25 protein-coding genes are annotated in these 23921 nt (G+C 48.6%); 21 read left to right on the forward strand and 4 right to left on the reverse strand.

The genetic code is table 11. The features are described 5' to 3' along the window. Positions 1–21: 21 nt before the first annotated feature. Positions 22–228: a hypothetical protein gene (locus N4599_RS00415; RefSeq protein ID WP_003711693.1), complete on the forward strand. Its 207-nt coding sequence runs from the start codon at positions 22–24 to the stop codon at positions 226–228. A gap of 188 nt (positions 229–416) precedes the next feature. Here N4599_RS00415 and N4599_RS00420 read toward each other — a convergent pair whose 3' ends face one another. Next, a complete protein-coding gene (locus N4599_RS00420; protein WP_260900658.1) occupies positions 417–1352 on the reverse strand; it encodes a diacylglycerol/lipid kinase family protein in 936 nt (311 codons plus the stop codon). A gap of 73 nt (positions 1353–1425) precedes the next feature. Further along, on the reverse strand, positions 1426–1638 hold the full coding sequence (locus tag N4599_RS00425) for a DNA-directed RNA polymerase subunit epsilon (protein WP_260900665.1): 213 nt from the start codon (positions 1636–1638) through the stop codon (positions 1426–1428). A gap of 141 nt (positions 1639–1779) precedes the next feature. Here N4599_RS00425 and N4599_RS00430 point away from each other — a divergent pair, with 141 nt between their 5' ends. Next, positions 1780–2226, forward strand: a complete 447-nt coding sequence (locus N4599_RS00430) for a hypothetical protein (protein WP_260900667.1) — start codon at positions 1780–1782, stop codon at positions 2224–2226. A gap of 82 nt (positions 2227–2308) precedes the next feature. On the opposite strand, the gene def is transcribed toward N4599_RS00430, so the two are convergent. Continuing rightward, a complete protein-coding gene (def, locus tag N4599_RS00435; protein WP_003711702.1) occupies positions 2309–2869 on the reverse strand; it encodes a peptide deformylase in 561 nt (186 codons plus the stop codon). Positions 2870–3123: 254 nt separating this feature from the next. Here def and pdhA point away from each other — a divergent pair, with 254 nt between their 5' ends. The 16 genes from pdhA to holA all read left to right on the forward strand — a co-directional run bounded on the left by pdhA (position 3124) and on the right by holA (position 19606). Next, complete coding sequence (gene pdhA, locus N4599_RS00440) at positions 3124–4230, forward strand: pyruvate dehydrogenase (acetyl-transferring) E1 component subunit alpha (protein WP_003711711.1); 1107 nt, start codon at positions 3124–3126, stop codon at positions 4228–4230. A gap of 2 nt (positions 4231–4232) precedes the next feature. Then, on the forward strand, positions 4233–5210 hold the full coding sequence (locus N4599_RS00445) for an alpha-ketoacid dehydrogenase subunit beta (RefSeq protein WP_191363415.1): 978 nt from the start codon (positions 4233–4235) through the stop codon (positions 5208–5210). A 41-nt stretch (positions 5211–5251) separates the two neighbouring features. Further along, complete coding sequence (locus N4599_RS00450; RefSeq protein ID WP_260900692.1) at positions 5252–6574, forward strand: 2-oxo acid dehydrogenase subunit E2; 1323 nt, start codon at positions 5252–5254, stop codon at positions 6572–6574. A 6-nt stretch (positions 6575–6580) separates the two neighbouring features. Continuing rightward, positions 6581–8008, forward strand: coding sequence for a dihydrolipoyl dehydrogenase (gene lpdA / locus N4599_RS00455; RefSeq protein ID WP_191363417.1), 1428 nt, complete (start codon positions 6581–6583; stop codon positions 8006–8008). A gap of 309 nt (positions 8009–8317) precedes the next feature. Beyond that, complete coding sequence (locus tag N4599_RS00460; RefSeq protein WP_191363418.1) at positions 8318–8608, forward strand: UPF0223 family protein; 291 nt, start codon at positions 8318–8320, stop codon at positions 8606–8608. Further along, positions 8605–9372, forward strand: a complete 768-nt coding sequence (locus N4599_RS00465) for an inositol monophosphatase family protein (RefSeq protein WP_191363419.1) — start codon at positions 8605–8607, stop codon at positions 9370–9372. Before N4599_RS00460 ends, N4599_RS00465 begins: the two co-directional genes overlap by 4 nt. A 105-nt stretch (positions 9373–9477) precedes the next feature. After that, on the forward strand, positions 9478–11322 hold the full coding sequence (gene typA, locus N4599_RS00470) for a translational GTPase TypA (RefSeq protein ID WP_191363420.1): 1845 nt from the start codon (positions 9478–9480) through the stop codon (positions 11320–11322). Between the two features lie 140 nt (positions 11323–11462). Beyond that, positions 11463–12680, forward strand: a complete 1218-nt coding sequence (locus N4599_RS00475) for an FtsW/RodA/SpoVE family cell cycle protein (protein ID WP_260900718.1) — start codon at positions 11463–11465, stop codon at positions 12678–12680. After that, positions 12680–12964 carry a YlbG family protein gene (locus N4599_RS00480; protein ID WP_003711768.1) on the forward strand — a complete coding sequence of 95 codons (285 nt, stop codon included), beginning with the start codon at positions 12680–12682 and terminating at the stop codon, positions 12962–12964. The genes N4599_RS00475 and N4599_RS00480 overlap by 1 nt, the downstream gene beginning before the upstream one ends. After that, positions 12961–13524, forward strand: a complete 564-nt coding sequence (gene rsmD, locus N4599_RS00485; RefSeq protein WP_260900726.1) for a 16S rRNA (guanine(966)-N(2))-methyltransferase RsmD — start codon at positions 12961–12963, stop codon at positions 13522–13524. The genes N4599_RS00480 and rsmD overlap by 4 nt, the downstream gene beginning before the upstream one ends. A 3-nt stretch (positions 13525–13527) precedes the next feature. Then, positions 13528–14049 (forward strand): pantetheine-phosphate adenylyltransferase, encoded by a 522-nt coding sequence (gene coaD, locus N4599_RS00490; RefSeq protein WP_260900741.1) that lies wholly within the window; start codon positions 13528–13530, stop codon positions 14047–14049. Next, positions 14033–15082 (forward strand): SepM family pheromone-processing serine protease, encoded by a 1050-nt coding sequence (locus N4599_RS00495; protein ID WP_260900745.1) that lies wholly within the window; start codon positions 14033–14035, stop codon positions 15080–15082. Before coaD ends, N4599_RS00495 begins: the two co-directional genes overlap by 17 nt. Before the next feature lie 73 nt (positions 15083–15155). Next, positions 15156–15791 (forward strand): helix-hairpin-helix domain-containing protein, encoded by a 636-nt coding sequence (locus N4599_RS00500; RefSeq protein WP_260900755.1) that lies wholly within the window; start codon positions 15156–15158, stop codon positions 15789–15791. A gap of 57 nt (positions 15792–15848) precedes the next feature. After that, a complete protein-coding gene (locus N4599_RS00505) occupies positions 15849–16340 on the forward strand; it encodes a ComE operon protein 2 (RefSeq protein WP_191363427.1) in 492 nt (163 codons plus the stop codon). A gap of 111 nt (positions 16341–16451) precedes the next feature. Continuing rightward, positions 16452–18614, forward strand: coding sequence for a DNA internalization-related competence protein ComEC/Rec2 (locus tag N4599_RS00510; RefSeq protein ID WP_260900771.1), 2163 nt, complete (start codon positions 16452–16454; stop codon positions 18612–18614). Further along, a complete protein-coding gene (holA, locus tag N4599_RS00515; protein WP_260900782.1) occupies positions 18584–19606 on the forward strand; it encodes a DNA polymerase III subunit delta in 1023 nt (340 codons plus the stop codon). The genes N4599_RS00510 and holA overlap by 31 nt, the downstream gene beginning before the upstream one ends. Positions 19607–19962: 356 nt before the next feature. Here the strand turns inward: holA and rpsT are convergent, their stop codons facing one another. Further along, positions 19963–20217, reverse strand: a complete 255-nt coding sequence (rpsT, locus tag N4599_RS00520) for a 30S ribosomal protein S20 (RefSeq protein ID WP_003711755.1) — start codon at positions 20215–20217, stop codon at positions 19963–19965. Between the two features lie 256 nt (positions 20218–20473). On the opposite strand from rpsT, the gene rpsO reads away from it, so the two are divergent. From rpsO to N4599_RS00535, 3 genes are all read left to right on the forward strand, one after another. Beyond that, positions 20474–20743, forward strand: a complete 270-nt coding sequence (rpsO, locus tag N4599_RS00525; protein WP_003711721.1) for a 30S ribosomal protein S15 — start codon at positions 20474–20476, stop codon at positions 20741–20743. A gap of 403 nt (positions 20744–21146) precedes the next feature. Continuing rightward, the gene (locus N4599_RS00530; protein WP_191363430.1) at positions 21147–22940 is read left to right on the forward strand and encodes a ribonuclease J; all 1794 of its coding nucleotides are present in this window, start codon (positions 21147–21149) and stop codon (positions 22938–22940) included. A gap of 64 nt (positions 22941–23004) precedes the next feature. Beyond that, a complete protein-coding gene (locus N4599_RS00535) occupies positions 23005–23913 on the forward strand; it encodes a hypothetical protein (protein WP_260900808.1) in 909 nt (302 codons plus the stop codon). The last annotated feature ends 8 nt before the right edge of the window (positions 23914–23921 follow it).

The following is a 23921-nucleotide window of genomic DNA, read 5'->3' on the forward strand; positions in this document are numbered from 1 at the left end:
ACTGAAACGGGAGTGTTTAAAGTGAGCAATAAACACGAGATTGAAGAAGAGTTAGCACAGGCGGAGAGCCAATTGGCGACACTGTGCCAAAGCGAGCAGCACCCCACCTCTGATGGTAATGAAACAGTGACCATCCAGCCAACGTGTGGGGACCAGATGAGTTCATTGCGGGAAGAGTGCAGTCAGCTGCGAATAATCTTAGAGGCAATGGAAGCATCGGAAGATTAATTAGCTTAATTTAAGAATAACTGAAAGGGGGCGTGACAGAAGTCATTTATGACTTCGTCTTCACGCCTCCCCATAAGCAAAAAGAGGGCTTCAGAGTTCGGCTTTGCCGAGCACTGAGGCCCCTTTGTGTACTGCGCTGTTCGCTTTTTTTGTTAAAGTAATAGGACTTATTATGTCACGGTCTCCTTTTAATGTTGCTGCAAAAACGGGTAGCTGGTGGAAGTGATTGTCATGTCAAGGAAACGATTGCCCATGGGCTCACCATCCACCTGGCAAAATTCCAGCGAAGTGGTGGTAAGGTGAAAGTTCGTTCCTGACTGGTGGATTGCCCACCGGGAACTGGCGAGGCGTCCACGGTAGAACTGGTGAAGTTGCCAGAAGGTTAGCGGCCAGCCGCGTCGTTCGGCCACAATCAGGTCAAGGCTATTTTCGTGAAGCCCCCCTGTGGTAGTCAGCTGAATTCGGCTGTCGGTAAAGGGATGGTTAGCGACCATGGCGATGTAGGCTTTTGGTGATAACAGACGCCCGGTCGTACCGTTTAACATTAATTGAAACGGTTGCTGGTTGTAGAGGATGGCAGTTGCGCGGCTGAAAAAGGCTAACCGGCTCCAGCGAAACTTCTGCCGCTTGCTGGCCTGGTTGCGCTGGTTGAGTAGCGCAGCATCAAAGCCAATCCCAATGCTGTTTAGGAAGTAGCCGTCATTATCTTTGATGGCGTCATGGTAGTGGCCGATATGGACCTGTTCGCTCGCCTCGGTAGCTAAAACTTGCTGAAGGGCTCCAGCAGGGTCGAGGGAGATTCCGTAGGCACGGGCAAAGCGGCTGAGCTTACTGACTGGAATATATGCGAGGGGGAGCTGCTGCGCGTGCGCCGGTGTATTAGCGATTAGACTGTTCAAGACATCATGCAGCGTCCCGTCCCCTCCGATTACGAGGACGGTTGTCTTCGTAGAATGCCGCGCGGTTGCTAGGCGGCGGGCAAAGTAGTCGGCGCTGGTCTCGTCCTTTGTTGCCTGCATCGAAAAGTCGACCTGATTTTCTACTAATTGCTGCTGAATACCGGGCCATACCCGAGAACCGTTACCGTTGCCAGCAGTTGGGTTAAGAATAATTGAATAGTGCATAAACGATGTTCCTCTTTTGTGTAAGCAAGAAAAAAGAGGCTGAGTAATTTTTCCCAGCCTCTGACAATCCTAATTAAAATGTCGTGATTTTGAAGTTAGGATTTTGCTTCTCATATTCCAGCGCCTTGGTGTCAAGTTGTTCGACATATTCAATGTTATAGTCGGTGTTGTGCTCAACCATCAATAACGCTTCCGCTTCAGAATCCGCTTCGATGTAAATTGACTGCGTGTTCTCCCGCACGGGGCGCTTGGTATTATCTGGTTGAAAATATACTTTAAAAGTCATTCTACTAAAAACTCCTTAATAGTAATGATATTATGGTCTGCGATTTACTTAAACTATTTTAGCACATCTGCGAAAGGCTGTCTTAATAATTAGCAACATGGTATTATAATTTTAGGAAAGACAGGAGTGGGGGTCTGGTGGATGAAAGTATTTTTGATTTGTTTAATCGCGGTGATTCTAGTAGCGGGGCTCTACGTGTGGGTCCACCGGATTTTGATTAACCGGGCCACAATCATGCTCCGGAACCGGGCCCAACAGACGACGGATCAAGCAGTTAACCAGTGCTTGCAAGACGACCTTGGCTGGGACTGGACGCTGCAATCCGAGCTGGTTGCAGACGTGTGGGGAAAGGGCGTTTTAGCGTTCGAATATCATTTTCCGGTAGCAGACTTGGCAGACCTGACAAAAGAACGGCTGGAACAAAAACTCAATGACTATGCCCGTGGTCACCAGCTGCCGGAAGCCGGGGAGAGCTTTGTCGTGACTGATTGGTGGCAGTATGAGCATGTTCAGCATATTGACGTTGCCTACCTGTTGAATGAAGCCACGAGGGAATACGTTGCTGACCTAAAGAAAATTGACCATTAATAAAAGGGATTGCACCTTGCCGCAAGTAATCACTCAGGGAATATTTTCCGGGTGATCCTGTGGGGGTGGAATCCCTTTTGCTTTAGCTGATCATGATGGTATCAGCGGGAGCCTCAAATGGCTTTTGCTTGTTAATGTGGTCATAGAAAAGCATCCCGTGCAGGTGGTCAATCTCATGCTGGCAAACAATTGCCGGATAGTTCTTTAACCGTACCTGGTGCTTTTCACCGTTAGTGTCTTGGTAGCGCAGGGTGATCCGGTCATGGCGTGGAACATAGCCTGGGACATCCTTGTCTACGGAGAGGCAGCCTTCTCCTTCTGTCAGCGCGCCATACTGCACTGACTCGCTGACAATTACCGGGTTGATGATAACATCCTTGAATTCTGGTTTGCCCCCTTCTTCAGTTGCAGGGACCAGTACGGCTGCCATCTGTTTAGATACGCCGACTTGGGGCGCCGCTAGTCCGACACCCGCCCGTAACTTGTACTTTTCACAGAGTTCGGGATCTTGGCTGACTTCTAGGTACTCCATCATTTTTTTAGCAAGCTCTTGGTCCTCGTCAGAAAGGGGAAAACTGACCTTAGCTGCTCGTTTCCGAAGAACGGGGTCACCGTCACGGACAATATCCTTCATCAAAAACAAACTTTCCGCCTCCAAATAATATATTCTCATTAATTAGTCTACCATAATTAGTCTGATAACCATAAACCCGTGTATTGCAATTTAAACTTGCAGTCGAAAGTGACAACGTTTACATTGGGGCGTTTTCTAGTCAATACCCACTTAAAAAGTCTATGAAAGCGCTTGTATTATGATGAAAAATCGGTATACTAGAAACTGTAAGTAGGCAATCGCTTATATATGATGTTAATTGGATTTGGAAAGGGATGTTTATAATGGCCGATGCCAAAGCTGTAGACTTTGCTAAGATTAAAGCCGAAGAAGGCGCTGCATTCGCAAAGCCCGTTCAAATTCTGGATAACGATGGAAAAGTCGTTAACAAGGAATTGATGGCTAATTTTACTGATGACCAACTTGTAGACTTAATGAAGAAGATGGTTTGGGAACGCGCTCTGCACGAACAAACTATGAGCTTCTCCCAACAAGGTCGGCTTGGGTTCTACGCACCAACCTGGGGTGAAGAAGCCTCCGAAATGGGGACCGCGGCTGCGTTTAAGAAGCAGGACTTCTTGTTCCCAGCTTATCGTGACTTGCCACAATTAATCCAGCATGGTGCGACTGTCGCTCAGATGTACTTATGGTCTAAGGGCCACGTCAAGGGGAACCTCTTTGACGCTCGTGCTTTGCGGCCACAAATTATCATTGGTGCCCAAATGGTTGAAATGGCCGGTGGTGCCTTAGGAATTAAGAAGAACGGTGAAAAGGATACCGTTGCGTATGCCTATACCGGTGAAGGTGGTTCTTCACAGGGTGACACTTACGAAGGGATGAACTTTGCCGGTGTCTTCCAAGCACCTGCTGTCTTCATCATTCAAAACAATGGTTGGGCTATTTCCTACCCACGGAAGCTCCAAACGGAAGCTGAAACCATTGCTCAAAAAGGGGTTGCAGCTGGAATTCCTGCTGTTCAGGTTGACGGAATGGACGTCTTGGCATGTTACGAAGTTGCAAAGGAAGCCCGTGAATTTGCTGCCGCTGGCAACGGGCCTGTCCTGATTGAAACCTTAACTTACCGGTTTGGTGCCCACAGTTCTGCTGGTGACGACCCTAGCCGTTACCGGACAAAGGATGAAGAAAAGCCATGGTTCGACAAGGACCCACTGATTCGTCTCCGCAAGTACTTGACTGAAAAGAAGCTCTGGTCCGAAGAAGAGGAAGAAAAGTACGTTGCTGAATGCAAGGATGACTTCAAGAAGGCTATGAAGGAAGCCGACTCTGTTGAGCCAGAAAAGGTTTCTGACATGCTCAAGCGGACCTTTGAAGTACCAACCCCAGATATTAAAGAACAAATCAAGAAGTACGAAGCAAAGGAGTCGAAGTAATCATGGCTAAGAAGACTTATATCAAAGCTATTACTGAAGGTATTGACATTGCTTTAGCTGAAGATCCTAAGACCCTGGTTTTTGGTGAAGATGTCGGTAAAAACGGTGGTGTATTCCGGGCTACTAACGGCCTGCAAGAAAAGTACGGCGAGGATCGGGTCTTCAGTACCCCACTTGCTGAATCTGGTATCTTAGGCTTATCCATTGGGTTAGCGGTTACTGGCTGGCGGCCGGTTCCGGAAATTCAATTCAGTGGTTTTATCTTTGAAGCCCTGGATTCAATCGTTTCTCAAATGTCACGGATTCGTTTCCAATACAACGGTACCAAGAACGCCCCAATTACGATTCGGACACCATATGGTGGTGGTACCCATACCGCAGAACTCCATGCGGACAACTTCGAAAACTTCGTTATTGGTGTGCCAGGTTTACGGGTAGTTACGCCAAGTTCTGCGTACGACGCGAAGGGCTTGATTATTTCCGCAATTGAAAACAACGACCCAGTGGTCTTCCTGGAAAACTTGCGTCTGTACCGTTCCGTTAAGGGCGAAGTTCCTGATGACAAGTACACTGTTCCGTTGGACAAGGCAAACGTTGTTCAGGAAGGTAGCGACGTAACGATCATTGCTTATGGTGGTGAAGTTTCAGAAGCACAGAAGGCTGCTAAGAAGCTCGCTAAGGACAACATTTCTGCGGAAATTATCGACTTGCGGTCACTTTACCCACTCGACACCGATACGATTTTTGAATCCATCAAGAAGACACACCACGTTGTTATTGTGCAAGAAGCACAGAAGCAGGCGGGGGTCGGTGCTGAAGTTGCTTCAGCAATTTCCGAAGGTGCCATCATGTACCTGGATGCTCCAATCACCCGGGTAGCGGCTCCAAACTCTGTTTACCCATTCCCACAAGCAGAAAACGTTTGGATTCCAGCATCTAAAGATATCGAAGATGCAGTTCGCGAAGTAGTTAATTACTAATCGTTAATTTGTTAACGGTTATGAAAGGAAGTTAATACGATATGGCATATAAATTCAGACTACCAGAAATGGGTGAAGGACTGACCGAAGGGGATGTAGCTTCATGGTTGGTTAAGGAAGGCGACCAAATTAAGGCCGACGATCCGTTAATTGAAATTCAAACTGATAAGTCAACCACTCAGCTGGTTTCTCCTGTTGACGGGACGGTTAAAACTCTGAACGTCAAGGAAGATGACCACGTTGAAAAGGGCGACGACTTACTGTTGATTGATGACGGCAAAGATGGCGTCAGCACCAACGTTGAGGGTGACGACGATGATGATGAACCGGCTGCTGATGACGGTGCGGAGGAAACTGCTGCACCAGCAGATGACAAGAAGGAAGAAGCTGCTCCGGCCCAAGGTGGAGTTGCTCCATTAGCTGAACCAAACAAGCTGGTTATGGCAATGCCTTCAGTTCGTCAATACGCTCGTGATAAGGGTGTTGATATTTCACTCGTTCAACCAAGCGGTAAGCATGGTCAAGTCCTCAAGGCTGACATTGACAACTTTAACGGTGCCGCTGCCCCAGCTGCTGCTAAGGCTGCTCCAAAGGCCGCCGCTGCTGCCCCTGCTAAGGCTGCCGGGAACACCATCAAGCCATACAAGGGTGCTGGTGAAGATGCCGAAACCCGTGAACCATTGACACCAATGCGGAAGATTATCGCCAAGAACATGCGGAACTCCGTTGACATTAGCCCAATGGTTACCCTGTTCGATGACGTTGAAGTATCTAAGCTGATGGCCCAACGGAAGAAGTACAAGGCTGTTGCTGCTGATCAAGGTATTCACCTGACCTTCCTGCCATACGTTGTGAAGGCATTAGTTGCGACGATGAAAAAGTTCCCAGAACTGAACTGCTCAATCGATGACGCTACTCAGGAACTGGTTCAAAAGCACTACTACAATGTTGGAATTGCTACGAACACCGATCATGGTCTATACAACCCGAACATTAAGGATGCCGACAAGAAGGGTATGTTTGAAATTGCCCAAGAAATCGCCGACAACGCTCAGGCTGCCAAGGACAACAAGCTGAGTCCATCCTCGATGGCTGGTGGGAGTATCACGATTTCGAACATCGGTTCAATGCGTGGCAAGTGGTTCACTCCAATTATCAACCAACCAGAAGTTGCAATCTTAGGTGTTGGGACGATTGCTACTGAACCAATCGTTAACGACAAGGGTGAAATCGTTGTTGGACACATGATGAAGTTGTCCTTAACTGTTGATCACCGGTTGATTGATGGTGCATTGGCTCAAAACGCAATGAACTACCTTAAGCGGATGTTGAATGACCCAGAATTAATTATGATGGAAGGTTAGAATAGTATGGCTGAAGTTGAACAAAAAGATACTGTCGTTGTAGGTGGCGGCCCTGGTGGTTACGTAGCTGCCATTCGGGCTTCTGAACTTGGTCAAAAGGTTACCCTGATTGAAAAGGGTGACCCGGGCCTGGGTGGTGTTTGCCTGAACGTTGGTTGTGTCCCTTCAAAGGCCCTAATTGCTGCTGGACACCGTCTTCAGGAGGCTAAGGATTCATCGACTTATGGTGTTTCCAAGACTGATGCCACAATTGATTTCAAGAAGACCCAGGAATGGAAGGACAAGAAGGTTGTCGACCGGATGACCCGTGGGGTTGAAATGCTTTTGAAGAAGCACAAGGTTGAAATTATTAATGGTGAGGCCATTTTGGATAACGACCATCAACTTCGTGTCATCAAGCCAGGTCCAAAGCAATTTATGGACAATGACACTGGGCGAACGATTACCTGGAAGAATTTAATCCTGGCAACCGGTAGCCGTCCAGTCGAAATTCCCCACTTCAAGTTTGAAGGCCGGGTCATTGACTCAACTGGTTGCCTGAACCTGCCTGAAATTCCAAAGGAACTGATTGTGATTGGTGGTGGCTACATCGGTTCAGAATTGGCTGGTGCATATGCTAACCTGGGATCCCATGTCACAATTTTGGAAGGACTTCCATCAATTCTGAACGGCTTTGATGACGACATGGTCAAAGTTGTTGAAAAGAACATGAAGAAGAAGGGCATTGACATCATCACTGGTGCAATGGCGAAAAACTCCGAACAGGACGATTCTAGCGTCACTGTTACCTACGAAGTTGATGGTAAAGAACAGACCATCAAGGCGGATTACTGCATGGTTTCCGTCGGCCGGAAGCCAAACACCGACAACTTCGGTTTAGACATGACCAGTGTTGAGTTCAACGATCATCACCAGGTAATCGTTGACCGGCAAGGTCGAACCAACGTTGACGGCATCTGGGCAATTGGTGATATCGTTCCTGGTCCGGCCCTGGCCCACAAGGCATTCTTTGAAGCAAAGACTGCGGCGGGTGCTATTGCTGGCAAGAACACTGCTAATGACTGGGTAGGTGTACCAGCAGTTTGCTTCACTGATCCAGAAATGGCAGAAGTCGGGCTGAACAAGGAACAAGCAAAGGAAAAGGGCATTGAAGTTGCTACTGCTCAATTCCCATTTGCCGGGAATGCCCGGGCCGTTTCCCTGGACTCACCAGATGGCTTTGTTCGCCTGATTTACACGAAGGATGAAAAGAACGTTGTCGGTGCACAAATCGTTGGTCCTGGTGCCAGCGACATGGCCGGTGAATTATCCTTAATTGTCAACTGCGGCATGAACGTGGAAGACGTTGACCTGACGATTCACCCGCACCCAACCTTGAATGAACCAATTCAAGAAGCAGCGGACATTGCAATGGGCTTCCCAACCCACATCTAAAACTATTGAGAGCATGTTGGAAGTTTGCTTCATGCCCTGAAAGTACAAGCAGGTCTCTAGCGTCCGGTTTTACCGGCGCTAGGGGCCTGTTTGTTTTTATCCGCGTACTGTGAGGAACTGTAAAAATAATGGCCTACGGAGGGAATCGTCAGGAATAAGGGGCTGGGGCTTTGATTTTTATAGGTCGGTAGCGAATCGATAGAAAGTGGGCAGAGCCAAGCAAGTTAGGTCCGGTCGCCGTTCTTTTCTCGCCAATTTAAAACTAGCACGGTATAATGGGGACAGCAGAATTAAAGTGGGGGATAATTGATGAAAGAACAAAATTATGCTTACCCATTAGACAGCGACTGGTCAATTTCAGAAATGGAAACGGTGATTGCCTTTTGGCGGGCGGTTGAGGATGCCTATGAAGCAGGGATTGGCCGTCAAGTCTTTTTGGACCGTTACCGTGACTTTAAGACGGTTGTTCCTAGTAAAATGGGTGAGAAACAGTTGTGGCGTCAATTTGCCCAGACATCCGGCTACGAGGCTTACCCTGTCTTGAAGCGGGCACGCGAGTCACAAGCAAAATTTATTAAGATGGTTGGCGATGAAAAGTGATTGACGAATTAGATAGACAAGTAATTGAAATGCTCCGGCGGGTTAACCAGCAAACCCTCCACCGGATGCAGGAACCCTTTCAGGTAGCGACAAAAACCAATTATAATGACCTGGTGACGTCCGTGGATAAACAAAATGAGCGGGAAATCGATGCTTTCCTCCGGCGGGTTGACCCAGACTGTCAAATTCTCAGCGAGGAGGGGTATGGTAACCAGCAAATTACCAGTACTGCCGGTCACGTATGGATTGTGGACCCGATTGATGGAACCCTGAACTTTGTTAAGCAGCGCAATCACTTTGGAATTATGCTAGCGCTCTATATTGATGGGCAACCAACACTGGGTTACATTATGGACAGCATGAATGAGCAGCTGTACCATGGTGGTCCGGGACGGGGTGTCTTTGTCAATGATCGCCAATTGGCTGCCCCTGCCGACCTTTCCTTGCGGGAGGGCCTGGTCTCAATCAGTAGTCCGCTTATTTTAGGGAACGTGAAGAACCTGCCGATGGTTGCCAAGGCTGCCAGTGGACTCCGGATGTACGGGAGTGCGGCAATGGAAATGATCGGGATGCTGAAAGGTGAATTAGCGGGCTACGTTTCCCACCTCCATCCTTGGGACCTGGCTGCAGGCCGGGCGATGGCAGAAGAATTAGGCTTAGTAGTTAAATCGATTGACGGAACCGCACCAGATGTGCTATCATCTAACCTTGTATTGATAGCTACTAAACAAGTTAGCCGGGAGATTGCTGAGCTTACTGACTAATTGTTAAAAGCTGTGACGAAATGGTCACAGTTTTTTTATGAAATCAACCCTAAATGAGTGTATACTAATTCAGGAGAATGGATTGTAGAAAGGAAGAATCGAACTTTGAAAACACGTGACGACATTCGTAACATTGCGATTATTGCCCACGTTGACCACGGTAAGACGACCCTGGTTAATGAAATGTTAAAGCAGTCTGACACTTTGCCGGAGCACTTCTCAATTGAAGACCGGGCCATGGATACTAACGCCATTGAACGTGAACGGGGAATCACTATTCTTTCCAAGAACACGGCTGTTAAGTATGGCAAGTACCAGATCAACATCTTGGATACCCCAGGCCACGCCGACTTCGGTGGTGAAGTGGAACGGGTTATGAAGATGGTTGATGGGGTGCTCTTGGTTGTGGATGCCTTTGAAGGAACCATGCCCCAGACCCGTTTCGTATTGCAAAAGGCGCTGGAACAACACTTGACGCCAATCGTTGTTATTAACAAGGTTGACCGGAAGGGTGCCCGTCCGGAAGAAGTCGTTGATGAAGTGTTAGACCTCTTTATCGAACTGGGGGCAGATGAAGACCAGCTGGACTTCCCAGTTGTTTACACTTCAGCAATGAACGGGACTTCTAGTTATGATTCTGATATTTCTACTCAGGAACACACGATGAAGCCGCTCTTTGATACCATTATCAAGACCATTCCGGCACCAGTTGACAATTCAGATGAACCGCTCCAATTCCAAGTGGCTATCCTGGATTACAACGAATTCGTTGGCCGGATCGGAATTGGCCGGGTGGTTCGCGGCTCAATCAAGGTCGGTGACAATGTTACCCTGCTCAAGCTAGACGGCTCCAAGAAAAATTTCCGGGTTACCAAGCTCTTTGGTTTCTTCGGTTTGAAGCGGTTGGAAATCAAAGAAGCCAAGGCTGGTGACCTGATTGCCGTTTCCGGGATGGAAGACATCAATGTCGGTGAAACGGTTGCTGATTCCGAACATCCTGAAGCATTGACGCCACTGCGGATTGATCCACCGACGCTGCAAATGACTTTCCGGACCAACGATTCACCATTCGCTGGTCGGGAGGGTAAGTTCGTGACTGCTCGGCAATTGGAAGACCGTTTAAAGCGTGAAATGCAGACTGACGTTTCCCTGAAGGTTGAAGATACTGATGATCCGGGTGCCTGGACCGTTTCAGGTCGTGGTGAATTGCACCTGTCAATCCTGATTGAAACTCTGCGGCGTGAAGGCTACGAACTGTCAGTTTCCCGTCCACAGGTTATCTACCGGGAAATTGATGGGGTCATGAGCGAACCATTCGAAGAAGTTCAAATCGATACGCCTGATGAATACACTGGTTCCGTCATTGACAGTCTTTCCAAGCGGAAGGGTGAAATGCAGAACATGGAACCAAGTGAGAATGGTCAGACCCGGCTGATCTTCTTGGCACCATCACGGGGCCTGATTGGTTACTCCACCGAATTCATGACCCTGACCCGTGGTTACGGAATTATGAACCACACCTTCGAAAAGTATGCTCCGGTAATTAAGAACTGGAACCCTGGCCGGCAAAAGGGTACTTTGGTATCAATGAATGCTGGTAAGGCTACTACTTATGCTATGATGGGAATTGAAAGTCGTGGTCAGCTGTTGATTGACCCAGGTACGGAAGTTTACGAGGGAATGATCGTTGGTGAAAACAGCCGTGAAAACGACATTACGGTTAACATCACCAAGGGGAAGAACCTGACCAACGTTCGTGCTGCGGGTTCTGACGAAATGGCCCACATTAAGACCCCAACTCACTTCTCTCTGGAAGAATCCTTGGAGTTCTTGAACGAAGATGAATACTGTGAGGTCACGCCAGAAAATATTCGTCTGCGGAAGCAGATTTTGAACACGAATGCACGTGAAAAGGCTGCTAAGCGTCGTAAGGCTGCCTCACGGAAGTAATCTCTACCAGTCGGCAAGGATCTACGCGGGAGTTTTCCTGCGTGGGTCCTTTTTGCTTAGTCCGGGGATTTTTAACCCCTGGTCGATAATGGTATAATGAGCCTTGTATTTACAGATAGAGTTAGGTGGCAATAGGAATAATGAGAAAAACAACGATTCGACCGCGGCCATGGCGCACCGCCTGGCATAATATGCGTTACTGGGACTACTTCCTGCTAGTCCCGTACCTTTTACTGTGCCTAACCGGTGTAGTAATGGTGTACTCAGCTAGTGCTGGCCTGAGTATCCAGGGAATCAGTCCCCGCAGTTACCTGATTAAGCAGGCATTATATGCAGTGATTGGCTTTTGCTGCGTCTTCTTCTTTGCCAATTTCCCAATGCAAAGGTTGCGGACCCGGCGATTTCTTCGAGACTCTACCGTGGTTATGTTCCTGCTTTTGACAGTGGTCCTGGTGATTGGTCGGGCAATCAACGGGGCGAAGGGGTGGATTTCATTGGGGCCAATTAATATCCAGCCGGCAGAGTTTTGTAAACTGTACTTTATCCTCTACCTCGGTGACCGGATGGCCCGGGCCCGGCAACGAGGAACCCACTTCCTGGAGTCCAGTGCCGCAATTGGTCCATTGGTGGTCGCAATCGTTTTCATCATGTTAATCTTTGCCCAACCCGACACTGGGGGTGCTGCAATCAATTTTGCCATCATCTTCGCCATGGCCCTCGCCTGTGATTTCAGGTGGAGTTACGGGATTGGGGCCCTGATTGGTTTTCCCCTTGTGGGCTACTTCCTCCTGGAAAAGGCGGTCGAGAGTGGCCTCTTCCACGGCGGTTACCGTGCCCAACGGTTTATTGCCTTCATGAACCCGTTCGGCAATGCCAGCGGGTCGGGAAGTCAGCTGGTTAACTCCTACTACGCGATTAGTAACGGTGGTGTCTTTGGTGTGGGGCTTGGTAATAGTATCCAAAAAATGGGCTACCTTCCCGAACCGAATACTGACTTTATCATGTCGATTGCCAGTGAAGAGTTGGGCTTGGTAGGGGTAAGTTTGATTCTGGGCCTCCTGCTGTGCTTGATTTGTCGAATCATCTTGATCGGTGTGCGGAGCCGGTCGCTCTATCAGACCCTGATTTGCTACGGGACGGCGATGTTTATGATGGTGGAGACCCTCTTCAACATCGGTGGGGTACTAGGCCTCCTCCCCATCACCGGGGTGACCTTTCCCTTTATTAGTTACGGGGGTTCTAGTATGCTAGTCCTTTCCAGTGCGGTTGGAATCGTAATGAATATTAGTGTTCAGCAAAATAAGGAGCAGCTGCAGATGGGCCAACCATTTATTTCTGCTGAAGGGAGTGGTGATTAATGTTCGAGTTAGTCTCCCGGCGTGCGCTGATTGTCCGGATTAATAGCAACCGGGTTATTCGGAGCTTGCGGCGGTACGGGCTGGTGCGCTACGTTTCCCGCCATATGCACTACGTGGTCCTGTACGTCAATCAGGACGAGGTGGAAACGGTGACTGACCGGTTAGAAAAGTTGCGGGCGGTACGTTATGTCAAGCCGTCTTACCGGCCAGACCTGGACCCGACATTGACGGATTTAGAAATGAGTGGCGTTTATAAACTACATGATGAGGATGATAAGGAATGAGAATTGTTGCTGGTAAGTTCGGCGGCCGCCGGTTAAGCGCGGTCCCTGGGATGGCAACCCGGCCAACTACGGATAAGGTCAAGGAAGCCCTGTTTAACATTATTGGTCCTTACTTTGACGGTGGGACAAGTTTAGACCTGTTTGCGGGCAGTGGGGGACTCAGTATTGAGGCTGTTTCGCGTGGCGTGGACAATGCCGTCTTGGTGGACCGTCAGTATCAAGCAATCAAAACGATTAAGAAAAATATTGCGGTGACCAAGCACCCTGAGCAATTTACTGTCTATAAGATGGACGCACAAAAGGCCCTGGGAATGCTTGCTAAGGAGGGGCAGCATTTTCAGCTGGTATTCCTGGACCCCCCATACGCAAAACAGCAAATCGTCAAGGATATGACGGCAATGGCAGAACGGGAATTACTGGCTGACGGCGCCCTGGTGGTTGCTGAAACCGACCAGACCGCCCAGTTGCCAACTGCCGATTGGGCTGGTTTTAAATTTATTAAACAGCAGACCTACGGAATTACCGTATTAACTATTTATCGTTACCAAAAGGAGTTGTAACTTATGAAAGTAGCATTATTTCCTGGAACATTTGACCCGTTGACCCTTGGACACCTAGACTTAATTAAGCGGGGGAGTGCCCTGTTTGATCAGTTAGCAGTTGCGGTGATGACTAACGAAAATAAGGACCCGTTGTTCTCGGTTGATGAACGGGTGGCCCAAGTTAAGGAAGCGGTGAGCGGACTGAGCAACGTTTCGGTGATTACTGCCGAAGGGCTGACTGTCGACCTGATGAATAAGATCGGGGCCGACTACTTGATGCGGGGACTGCGAAATACGGCCGATTTTCGTTATGAACGTGATATTTCAGCGATGAATAATTTCCTGGATGACCAGAGCGAAACGGTCTTTTTCCTTGCCAGACCGGAGTATCAGCACCTTTCAAGCAGCCTTCTCAAAGAGGTGACGGCAGCCGGGGGCGATATTTCCGCTTACTTACCAGCTAATATCAACAACGCCTTAAAGAAACGGCTAGAAGAACGTCAGCTAATGCAGGTGAAGAAAGACAATGAAAAGACAAGATAAAAAAGTATCGCGTTGGATTGGGATTGCCCTGGCGGCAGTCCTTTTTATCGCTTGGACACTCCTCTGGCCGCTAAACTCATACATTGAAGCGCCGGGCAGTGCTAGTAACTTACGTTCATTTGTTCAAGTCAAGGGACATCCGGACAAGGGCAAGGGGAGCTTTATGATTACGTCCGTAGCACTCCAGCAGGCCCGGCCGGCAACCTACGTGATGGCAAAATTAGTACCGTACATGTCGATTGAAAGTGCGGATGACGTTACCGGCGGGCAGAATAGCGCCACTTTTGACCGGGTCCAGAAGTTTTATATGCAAAGTTCGATTAACGAGGCGATTGCGGTGGCCTACCAGGCAGCCCACCAGCCGGTCAGCAAAAAATATTTGGGAATCTATGTTTTGCAGGTTCAGCCGAATTCCCAATTTAAGAAGGCCATCCGAGTGGGGGATACCATTACTAAGGTCAACGGCCACCACTTTAACACGGCTCAGGGCTACCAAAAGTATATTGGCCGCCAGAAAGTGGGCACGCCATTGACGGTTACTTACCAGCGTGATGGTAAGACTCACACGACGACCCATAAGCTGGTTAAATTAACTGGCAGTCGTGCTGGGATTGGGATCATGCTGACTAATAATATGAAGGTGACGACTAAGACACCCGTTAAGGTCAACCCGGGACAACTTGGCGGTCCGTCCGGCGGCTTAATGTTTACCCTGCAAATTTACCAGCAGATTAGCGGTCACGACCTGCAAAAGGGGCGTAAGATTGCGGGGACCGGAACCATTGACGCTAATGGTCAGGTGGGAGAAATCGGCGGTATTGACAAGAAGATTATTGCGGCCCATCGTGCTGGGGCAACGGTCTTCTTTGCGCCGTATGTTAAGCCAACAAAACTTCTCCTAAAATATGAAGACGGTCATCAGACCAACTACCAGTTAGCGAAGAAGACGGCGAAAAAGTATGCACCGGGGATGAAAGTTGTACCGGTAACCAGTTTTAAGCAAGCTGTCCATTACCTAGAAACAACTGAATAAAGTAAAAAATCCATGGTTATAAAAAACGTAACCATGGATTTTTTGCGTATTTAAATAACAGGAGGGGAGATAGATGGAAAAATTTAAGGAACTATGGGCGCTGTATCGCTATCAGATAATTGCTGGGACGGCAGCCTTACTTGCGGCGATCGCACTGCTTGCATACCGGACCGTCAAACCCGCTCCCAGCGCGGAGCCGGCCGGCCTCTCGTCGGCAGCGAGCTCAGCACTTGTGAGTAGTGATGCTAGTAAGGTGAGTAATCGGTCGCCGGCTCGTGTCTGTGTGGATGTTAAGGGGGCAGTCCAAAAGCCAGGAGTGTATTATTTTAAGCGCGGAGCACGGATTCAGGAGGCAATTCGGGCAGCGGGTGGAGCGTTGCCGAATGCTGCGATGAAGGACGTGAACCTCGCTAAGGAACTGGCCGACCAGCAGATAATCTATATCCCGGCGGAGGGCGAACAGGTAGCAAACCAAGCACCAGCAGGCCCGGCCGCCGCTGACCCAGTGACGGGGAAGGCGCCGGTCAACCTCAATACAGCCACTAAGGAACAGCTCTGTCAAATTACCGGAATTGGTGATAAAAAGGCAGATTTAATATTAGAGTACCGTCAACAGCACGGGCAGTTTAAAACCGTGGATGAATTGATGCAGGTTTCAGGGTTTGGCGAAAAGACCGTTGCTAAGATTAAAGAACAAGTCGCCGTCTAAACATTTGGCAGTTCATCATTATTTGCTATACTAAACTTAACGCAAGGGAGTGATTAGATGAAAAAACGAATTGATTGGGATCAGTATTTCATGGTCCAGGCTGCACTACTGGCCTCGCGGAGTACCTGTAAGCGGCTTTCGGTCGGTGCTGTCCTCGTCCGGGATAAACGGATTATTGCCGGTGGCTACAATGGGGCTGTTTCTGGCGATGATCACTGCATCGACGAAGGCTGTTACCTGCGTGATGGACACTGTGTTCGGACGATTCACGCCGAAATGAACGCTATTTTACAATGTGCTCGTTTTGGAATGTCAACGGACGGAGCCAGCCTTTACGTGACTGATTTCCCATGCTTACAGTGCACAAAGAGTCTATTGCAGGCAGGAATTAAGGAAATTAATTATATCCGCAATTACCATAATGATGACTATGCAATGAAGCTGATTAAACTTAAAAATGTTCGTTTGCGCCAAATCAATTTAGACCAAGATATTTTAGACCAAGTCCACCTGGATCAGTATATCGATCCGCAGGTGGCCCATAAATAAATTCGCCATTACTGGGTCTTTCCGGCGTTATTTGCCGGACTCCTGGCAACGGTTCTGATCTGCCCACGACCGGCGCTATTACTGCTAACAGCTTGGATGCTGTGGCGGATTATGAGCCTTGCTCAACCGCGGGTCTTAGTGGTAACGGCTCTAGTAGCAGGTGTGATTGTAGGGGGAGTGGCGATTAACCGCCAGTGGGCCGCTCAGCAACGGTTAACGCGGGCAGCGGCGGTCCAGCAGACGTTGCTGGTAATGCCGGATGACGTCCATATTAACGGCAGCCTGGTAACGCTGACGGCTCGGGACCAACAGTCGCAAGCCAAGGAAACCGTAATATTAAGGGCTCGCGAACCAGCAGAACTGCGCCGGCTAAGGATGGTTGACCATCCAGCATTATGGCAAGTTACAGGGACCTTGCAGCCACTGGTACCGGCGACTAATGACCAGCAGTTTGATCGCCGCTTTTACTTTCAGCAGCACCACATCTATAACGAATTACGGGTTAAGGAGCTCGGGAAGGTTCACCCCCAGACAATTAGGGGATGGCGGTCGTTATGTCACGTCATTCGTTACCGGCTAATTGGATATTTTAAGACAATGCCCCAGCCATTAGGAGCATACTGTCAGCAACTACTGGTTGGCGACAACAGCGCTGGTGATCACGCTTTGACTTTAGCGGTAAAAAGGCTTGGAATAATCCATTTGTTCTGCATTTCGGGGATGCACATTATCCTGTTGACCGGCCTGACGCGCCTAATAGGGAGCTATCTGTGCTTGGAACGGGAAAAGATTGACTGGATACTGGTCATTGGGCTGCCATTTTACTTGATTATTGGTGGCGGTTCGACCAGTTTGATTCGGGCAGTAATTATGGCGGAAGTAACGCTGGGCCAGCGGCTGTTTAAAATGGACGCGCTTGATGGCTGGGCAATCAGTCTAATCGCCGGCTTGCTCTGGAACCCGTACCTGTTGTTTAACCTCGGTGGTCAGCTCAGCTACTTGCTGTCGCTGATTCTCCAGGTATTGACGGGGGAAGAGGGGGAGCTGAAGCGCTGCTGGTTGTTGGGGCTTCTCAGCCTCCCTGCGATTCTCAGCCGAACTTTTGAATTTCACCTGCTAAGCCTGGTTGCCAGCTATGTCATGATTCCGCTATTCTCGTTATTTGTTTTTCCGCTGGTAGTATTTAGCGCCATGTCGTACCACTTCTTCCCGGTCTTGGGCGGACTTGTCAATGCTTTGCTCAGCGGCTTTCAAATTGTCCTTTTCTGGCTGGCTTCCCTTCCCGGTGAAATTCACTTTGGCAAGCCACCGCTGTGCTTTGCATTGCTGCTCTTTTTGGCGACCCTGTGGCTCCTCCAACGGCCACGACGAGCCCGCTACGTAGTCTTATTTTTGCTATATTTCTGTTGCTTCCTGCAAATTCACTACCCACCCTTTGGTGAGGTCATTTTTACAGATATTGGGCAGGGAGACAGTATTATTATTCGAACACCGTTTAACCGGCAGGTTTTGCTGATTGATACTGGTGGGAAGGTTCAGTTTAACCAGCCCCGCTGGGCTCAGGTAGAAAGTCATACCAATCTTGCTGAACAGACTAGCATTAACTACTTAAAAAGTCGTGGTATTTCCCAGATTGATATGGTTTATTTAAGCCACCATGATGCAGACCACATTGGTTATTTACCGTCAGTATTGAAGACGATGACCGTTAGGCAGATCGTGGTTCCAGCCGGAATGGAAAAACAGCCGGCGTTATTAAAACGGTTGGCGGCCCAGCAATATCGCGGGAAATTAATCGCGGTTACTGATCAGGTGCAACTACCAAATCAGTGCTTGCAAATTGTCCACCCCTTTACTTCGGGGGAGGCAAAGAATGAAGACTCAGTAGTACTAACAGGACGGTTCGGTGGGCAAGACTTTCTCTTTACCGGCGACCTTGACCGGACTGGTGAACTGGCGGTTATGGCTAAGTATCCAAACTTGCGCGCCACCGTACTCAAGCTGGGGCATCATGGCAGCAAGACGGCTAGTGATCCACGCTTCTTGCGGCAGCTGGGTGTAAAAACAGCGATTATCTCTGCCGGGCGGTTTAATCGTTATCACCACCCGAGTGACGAGGTGGTGGCTGAATTGAAGCGGGCCCGGATTGCGGCCCTTTCCACTCAGCAGTACGGAATGATAAAATATCATTATTACGGTGACAAGGGTTACTGGCAGACGACATTAAAGGGGGATGAACTTCGGTGGATGTTACCGAACTCGTTAAACAACTAAAAGAAAAAACGCCGGCGCTGGTATACCTGGTGCTCGGCACCCAGCAGGTGTTACAGGAAAAGGCGTTGACCGCTTTTTTGTCATTGATTCCTGAAGAGCAGCAGGTCATGAACGTCGGCCGCTATGACATGGAAGTTACCCCAGTTGCGAGTGCACTGGACGATGCAGTGTCAGCACCGTTTTTTGGTGAACGCCGGCTTGTAATCATTAACAAACCTTATTTTCTAACAAATGAAAAAAGGGGTGGGAAGGTAGACCATGATTTATCGGCAGTGATTAAATATCTCCACCATCCGGAACCAACAACCACGCTTGTTTTTCTCGCTCCGTATGAGAAACTGGACGGGCGAAAAAAACTTGTTAAGGAACTGAAAAAGGTGGCGGTGAATGTCAGTGCGGCTCCCTTGGATGAACGCAGTGCCCGTCAGCAGGTTGAAGGACAGTTGCGCCAAGCCGGGTTTACTATTGACGATGCAGCTCTTGAATTGTTGGTTCAGCGGACAAATGCTGATTACGGGTTAATGGTCGCTAACGTGGCTAAACTGGAGATTTTGGCTTACCAGGATAAGCATATTACCGCACCAATGGTTCAAGCATTGGTGCCGCAGTCATTGGATGACAACGTGTTCGACTTGGTGACCGCAGTTCTCCGCCGGGACCAGCCACGGTCGTTAGAACTCTACCAACAGTTGCTTGCTAGCCAAAAGCAGCCTTTGCAGATCAATGCAGTTCTCGTGAGCCAGTTTCGCTTATTAATCCAGTTAAAAGTACTGGTTAACCATGGCCTGAGCCAGGGGAGTATTGCTAGTAAACTTAACGTTCACCCTTACCGGGTCAAGCTGGGCCTCCGAACGGTTCGCCAATTTTCCCTTGAGCGGTTGGCAAACGCGTATCTCGGGTTGGTCAAAATCGAGCAAAACCTCAAAACGACCCAACGGGATCCGGAATTGCTTTTTCAACTATTTATGCTCCAATATGCTCGGCAAAGGTGAGGCTTTCACGTGAGGGGCCTGGCAAGGGAGAACATTGCTGGTTCGATAGCGCGGGACTTGCCAGACGATTTGAAATAGTGAGAAGCAGTCAGCCCGATAAGGCGGATGACTAGCCTATGGTTATTTTGCACATTATCACAGTAGTAAGCGGCTGAAAATCAATGCAGTAGGTAGCTGGCAGGTCAGATGTTGATAAAGCAGCGTGGCCAACCACAATCGTCTTGCTAGCCAGCTACTGGCTTACGGCAGCATTAGCTTTAAAATAACGAAGAGGCTGGGAATATTTTCCAGCCTCTTTTTGTATGTTTGTAAGAAAGAAAAAAGGCAACTAGGATAAGTTGCCTTCTTGAACCTCATTACTTGTGGTAACGAGCTGACAGACGAGACTTATCCCGTGCTGCTTTGTTAGCCTTGATAAGGCCCTTTGAGTGGGCACGGTCGATTGCTGAAATAGCATCCTTGTATAACTTTTCAAGGTCGCCTTCACCAGCAAGCTTAGCCTTGTCGAACTTCTTGATTGCAGTCCGCATGTGACTTAATTGGGAAGCGTTCCGTGCTTCGGCCTTTGCACTAGTCTTAACACGTTCGATCGCTGATTTGATGATTGGCATAACTTTCACCTCCGTTATCCGGTATTCAGTTGACCAGAATTTTCAACATTTGTCATTATACAAAAGACTGGCCAGCATTGCAATAGTTTCACGGTAATAGGATTTTCGGGACGGGAAAGAGTTGCAAAATGAGTTGAAATACCTTATATTATTAAAGGTCGCAAGTGCGACGGTGCCTCTTCTCAGTTTGGCGATCCTCACCGACGCCATACTTAGAACTAGGCAGACTTATTAATTGAAAGGTGGGAAATTGATCATGGCTCTTTCAAAAGAACGTAAAGATCAAATCATTAAGCAATTCGCAACTCACGAAGGTGACACTGGTTCTACTCAAGTTCAAGTCGCTGTATTAACTGCTGACATTAACGAACTGAACGAACACCTTCGCACGCACAAGCATGATTACCACTCACAACGTGGTTTGATGAAGAAGATTGGTCACCGGCGGAACCTGTTGGCTTACCTGCGGCGCACTGACCTTCCTGCTTACCGTGAATTGATTAAGGAATTAGGATTACGGCGGTAATTTTATTTCCGCAAAGAGGCTGGGGAAATCCCCCGGCCTTTTATTGTTTAAAAATAGATCAAGGGCGGGGAAGCCCGTTAAGATTGTTTCGCGACGGCCCTCCGTGTGTGGGCCAAAGTTAGGCCAGCTGGTTCGTGGCACCACCTTTGGCAATTCGTGTTAAGGAGGTAAATGTTGATTTGTCAGCGCATGACCTGCCAGCCAGCTACTGCACTGGTGCATTATTCTTGAAAATAGCTAAGAGACTGAGCTTTTTCAGTCTCTTTTTGTTTTTAAAATGTTTGATTTCCATTGTGAAGAGCGAATGTGGTAAGATATTAATAGCTATTTATGAACGAATAAATTCTCTGAGCAAACGAATAGCAATACAGAGAAATCAACTTAAATAAAGGAGCCAATCTAAATGAGCAAAATAAAGATTATCCCGTTTGGCGGGGTTCGCGAAAATGGCAAAAATATGTACGCAGTGGAAGTCGACGACCAGATTTTCATCCTGGATACTGGTTTGAAGTACCCGGAAAATGAGTTGATGGGAATCGATGTAGTAATTCCGGACTGGGAATACCTGCGTGACCGTAAGGATAAAATTGTCGGGGTCTTTCTTACCCACGGGCATGCCGACTCAATTGGTGCATTGCCATACTTTTTGATGGACTTTAATGTTCCCGTCTTTGGAAGTGAAATGACGATTGCCCTGGCTAAACTGGCGGTTAAGAAGCATAAGGAAGTTAAGAAATTTAATGACTTCCACGTTGTTGATGCAGGGACCGCGATTGACTTTAATGACGTCACCGTTTCGTTCTTCCAGACCACGCACACGATTCCGGAAACTCTGGGAATTGTCCTCGAAACCGCGGAAGGCAACATTGTTTACACCGGCGACTTCAAGTTCGACCAAACGGCTACCAAGGGTTACCAAACAGACTTAGCCCGGCTTGCTGAAATCGGCTCGCAAGGAGTACTGGCATTGCTGAGTGATTCTGCTGGTGCTGGAATTACTGGTGCTTCCTCACGTGAAAAGGATATTGGTGAATATATCAAGGAAACGTTCAAGTACCAAGATGGCCGGATCATCGTGGCGAGTGTGGCCTCAAACATCATGCGGGTGCAGCAAATCATCGATGCGGCCGTGGCGGTAGACCGGAAGATTGTTCTCTCCGGCAGTGATATCGAACAGATTATCAACACCGCCATGGAGCTAGGTAAACTAAAGATGCCTCAGGACATCCTGATTAGCCTGAAGGAAGCCGATAAGCTGGACCCTAAGCAGGTGGTAATTCTGGAAACGGGGAAGATGGGGGAACCTATCAAGTCCCTGCAACAAATCGCTAACGGCGACAACCCGAAGATTAAACTCAGTGATCAGGACCTGGTATTCGTTACTACTACCCCTTCATATGCCCAGGAAACCGAAGTTCAAAAGACGAAGGATATTATCTACCGGACCGGAGCTGAGGTGAAGTTTATTTCCGATGACCTTAATCCGTCCGGTCATGCTAACCAGAATGACCAGCAGCTGATGCTTAATTTCATGAAGCCGCAGTACTTTATTCCTATCCAGGGTGAATACCGGTTGCTGGATCGTCACGCGGAGTTAGCAGAAGAGGTCGGAATTGCACCTGACCGGATTTTCCTAACGAATAAGGGTGACGTGCTGACATACGACCAGGGTGAATTTCACGTTGGGGAACACCTGGATGTTGGCAACACAATGATTGACGGAACCGGTATTGGCGACATCGGAAATATTGTGCTTCGTGACCGGCGGGTCCTGTCTGAAGATGGAATTTTTGTTGTCGTTGCAACGATTGACCGGAAAAAGAAGAAAATCGTTGCCCGTCCCCAAATCACCTCGCGGGGCTTCGTCTTTGTCAAAACTAACCATCAGCTGATGAAGCAGAGTGCTGACCTGGTAGAAAAGGTGGTCCAGGATAACCTTGATCAAAAGGAATTTGACTGGGGACACCTCAAGCAGGATGTTCGTGAGAAACTGAACCGGTTCTTATTTGACCAAACTAAGCGCCATCCCGTTATTTTGCCGGTGATTATGGAAATTAACCAGCATGCCAAGAAGAAGACCAAAAACAAGGGCGAGGCGAAAAAAGATAGCGGTAGTCACAAAAAGGAAGCCCATCACGGTCATGGCCGTGGTCGGGGGCGCAAACGCCAAGCAGAAAAAAGTAAACAAAGTAACTAGTTGAGTAGTGGGGCTGTTGGCAGGGATGCCACAACCCCACCCTGTATCTAAAAGGAAAATTAATATGAATAATGAACAAGAAGAACGCTACCAAAAAGCGCTCCAATTAATGACGGATGAGAAGTGGCTAGAAGCGAGCAGCCTGCTCGAAGACCTGATCAATGAACAGCCTAGTGATGACGTGACAAAGGCACTGGTCCTAGCACTTTACCGTGCCAAACAATACGCACGGGCATTTGTTTACTTTGCGGAACAGGCGGAAGTTTTTACTGGAGATAAGGGACATGCCCGGTTAGCAGTCCACCTTCTTTTGCACAACCAATCCTATATCGCCGCCCGTCTTTTTATTACGGATTTGCCGCTGGACTGGCAGGATGAATTTGAAACGCTGATTGCTGAGGCTGAGCAGACGGCCGAAGAAAAATTTCAGACAACAATCCAGACCGCGCTCCGGTCCTTTTACCACCTTGGTGACTGCCCACTGAATGAGCAGCAGGAGCGGTTGGGAGCTGCCCGACAGCTACCGTTAAAAGAGTACCTGACGGGAGCACAGTTTTTACTCAGGGACCCGTATGCCCACCAGCTGATCAAGGCGGCCCTGGTGGATACCCTTCGTCAATTAGGGGTTGATCAGCAGATGGCGCTTCGGTGGTTGGATGCACGGGAATACACCATTAATCCGGCAAAATTATCCGCAATTGAAGAGCTTCCGGTTGTCCAGGAATTGCACCGGGAACTGGCAGACCGTCTTGCCAACCGCAACCCCAGTGAATATCAATTGGCTGGTCAGGAGCTGAAAATGCAGCTGATGTTGTTGTACCCGCTGATTGAGGAAAAGGTGACTGATCCTGCTGGCTGGGTCGACTGTCTGATTGGCCGGATCCGCGGAGCGACTTCTGAGGCGCAGCCAGCCATTCTGGCGGTTCAACGTCAACTGGGGCGGGTAATTGATGGTTTAGGTGAAAAACCTTAGCAATATTA

This window comes from Limosilactobacillus oris (assembly GCF_025311495.1).
Lineage (GTDB): Bacteria > Bacillota > Bacilli > Lactobacillales > Lactobacillaceae > Limosilactobacillus > Limosilactobacillus oris_A.

Excerpts from the sequence above, each read along its gene's own strand:
- rpsO (WP_003711721.1), top strand. The coding sequence starts at position 20,474 with ATGGCTCTTTCAAAAGAACGTAAAGATCAAATCATTAAGCAATTCGCA.
- pdhA (WP_003711711.1), top strand. The coding sequence starts at position 3,124 with ATGGCCGATGCCAAAGCTGTAGACTTTGCTAAGATTAAAGCCGAAGAA.
- N4599_RS00430 (WP_260900667.1), top strand. The coding sequence starts at position 1,780 with ATGAAAGTATTTTTGATTTGTTTAATCGCGGTGATTCTAGTAGCGGGG.
- N4599_RS00480 (WP_003711768.1), top strand. The coding sequence starts at position 12,680 with ATGTTCGAGTTAGTCTCCCGGCGTGCGCTGATTGTCCGGATTAATAGC.
- lpdA (WP_191363417.1), top strand. The coding sequence starts at position 6,581 with ATGGCTGAAGTTGAACAAAAAGATACTGTCGTTGTAGGTGGCGGCCCT.
- N4599_RS00425 (WP_260900665.1), bottom strand. The coding sequence starts at position 1,638 with ATGACTTTTAAAGTATATTTTCAACCAGATAATACCAAGCGCCCCGTG.
- N4599_RS00475 (WP_260900718.1), top strand. The coding sequence starts at position 11,463 with ATGAGAAAAACAACGATTCGACCGCGGCCATGGCGCACCGCCTGGCAT.
- N4599_RS00530 (WP_191363430.1), top strand. The coding sequence starts at position 21,147 with ATGAGCAAAATAAAGATTATCCCGTTTGGCGGGGTTCGCGAAAATGGC.
- coaD (WP_260900741.1), top strand. The coding sequence starts at position 13,528 with ATGAAAGTAGCATTATTTCCTGGAACATTTGACCCGTTGACCCTTGGA.
- N4599_RS00495 (WP_260900745.1), top strand. The coding sequence starts at position 14,033 with ATGAAAAGACAAGATAAAAAAGTATCGCGTTGGATTGGGATTGCCCTG.
- N4599_RS00460 (WP_191363418.1), top strand. The coding sequence starts at position 8,318 with ATGAAAGAACAAAATTATGCTTACCCATTAGACAGCGACTGGTCAATT.
- N4599_RS00450 (WP_260900692.1), top strand. The coding sequence starts at position 5,252 with ATGGCATATAAATTCAGACTACCAGAAATGGGTGAAGGACTGACCGAA.
- N4599_RS00510 (WP_260900771.1), top strand. The coding sequence starts at position 16,452 with ATGAGCCTTGCTCAACCGCGGGTCTTAGTGGTAACGGCTCTAGTAGCA.
- rsmD (WP_260900726.1), top strand. The coding sequence starts at position 12,961 with ATGAGAATTGTTGCTGGTAAGTTCGGCGGCCGCCGGTTAAGCGCGGTC.
- N4599_RS00445 (WP_191363415.1), top strand. The coding sequence starts at position 4,233 with ATGGCTAAGAAGACTTATATCAAAGCTATTACTGAAGGTATTGACATT.
- N4599_RS00500 (WP_260900755.1), top strand. The coding sequence starts at position 15,156 with ATGGAAAAATTTAAGGAACTATGGGCGCTGTATCGCTATCAGATAATT.
- N4599_RS00420 (WP_260900658.1), bottom strand. The coding sequence starts at position 1,352 with ATGCACTATTCAATTATTCTTAACCCAACTGCTGGCAACGGTAACGGT.
- rpsT (WP_003711755.1), bottom strand. The coding sequence starts at position 20,217 with ATGCCAATCATCAAATCAGCGATCGAACGTGTTAAGACTAGTGCAAAG.
- N4599_RS00535 (WP_260900808.1), top strand. The coding sequence starts at position 23,005 with ATGAATAATGAACAAGAAGAACGCTACCAAAAAGCGCTCCAATTAATG.
- N4599_RS00505 (WP_191363427.1), top strand. The coding sequence starts at position 15,849 with ATGAAAAAACGAATTGATTGGGATCAGTATTTCATGGTCCAGGCTGCA.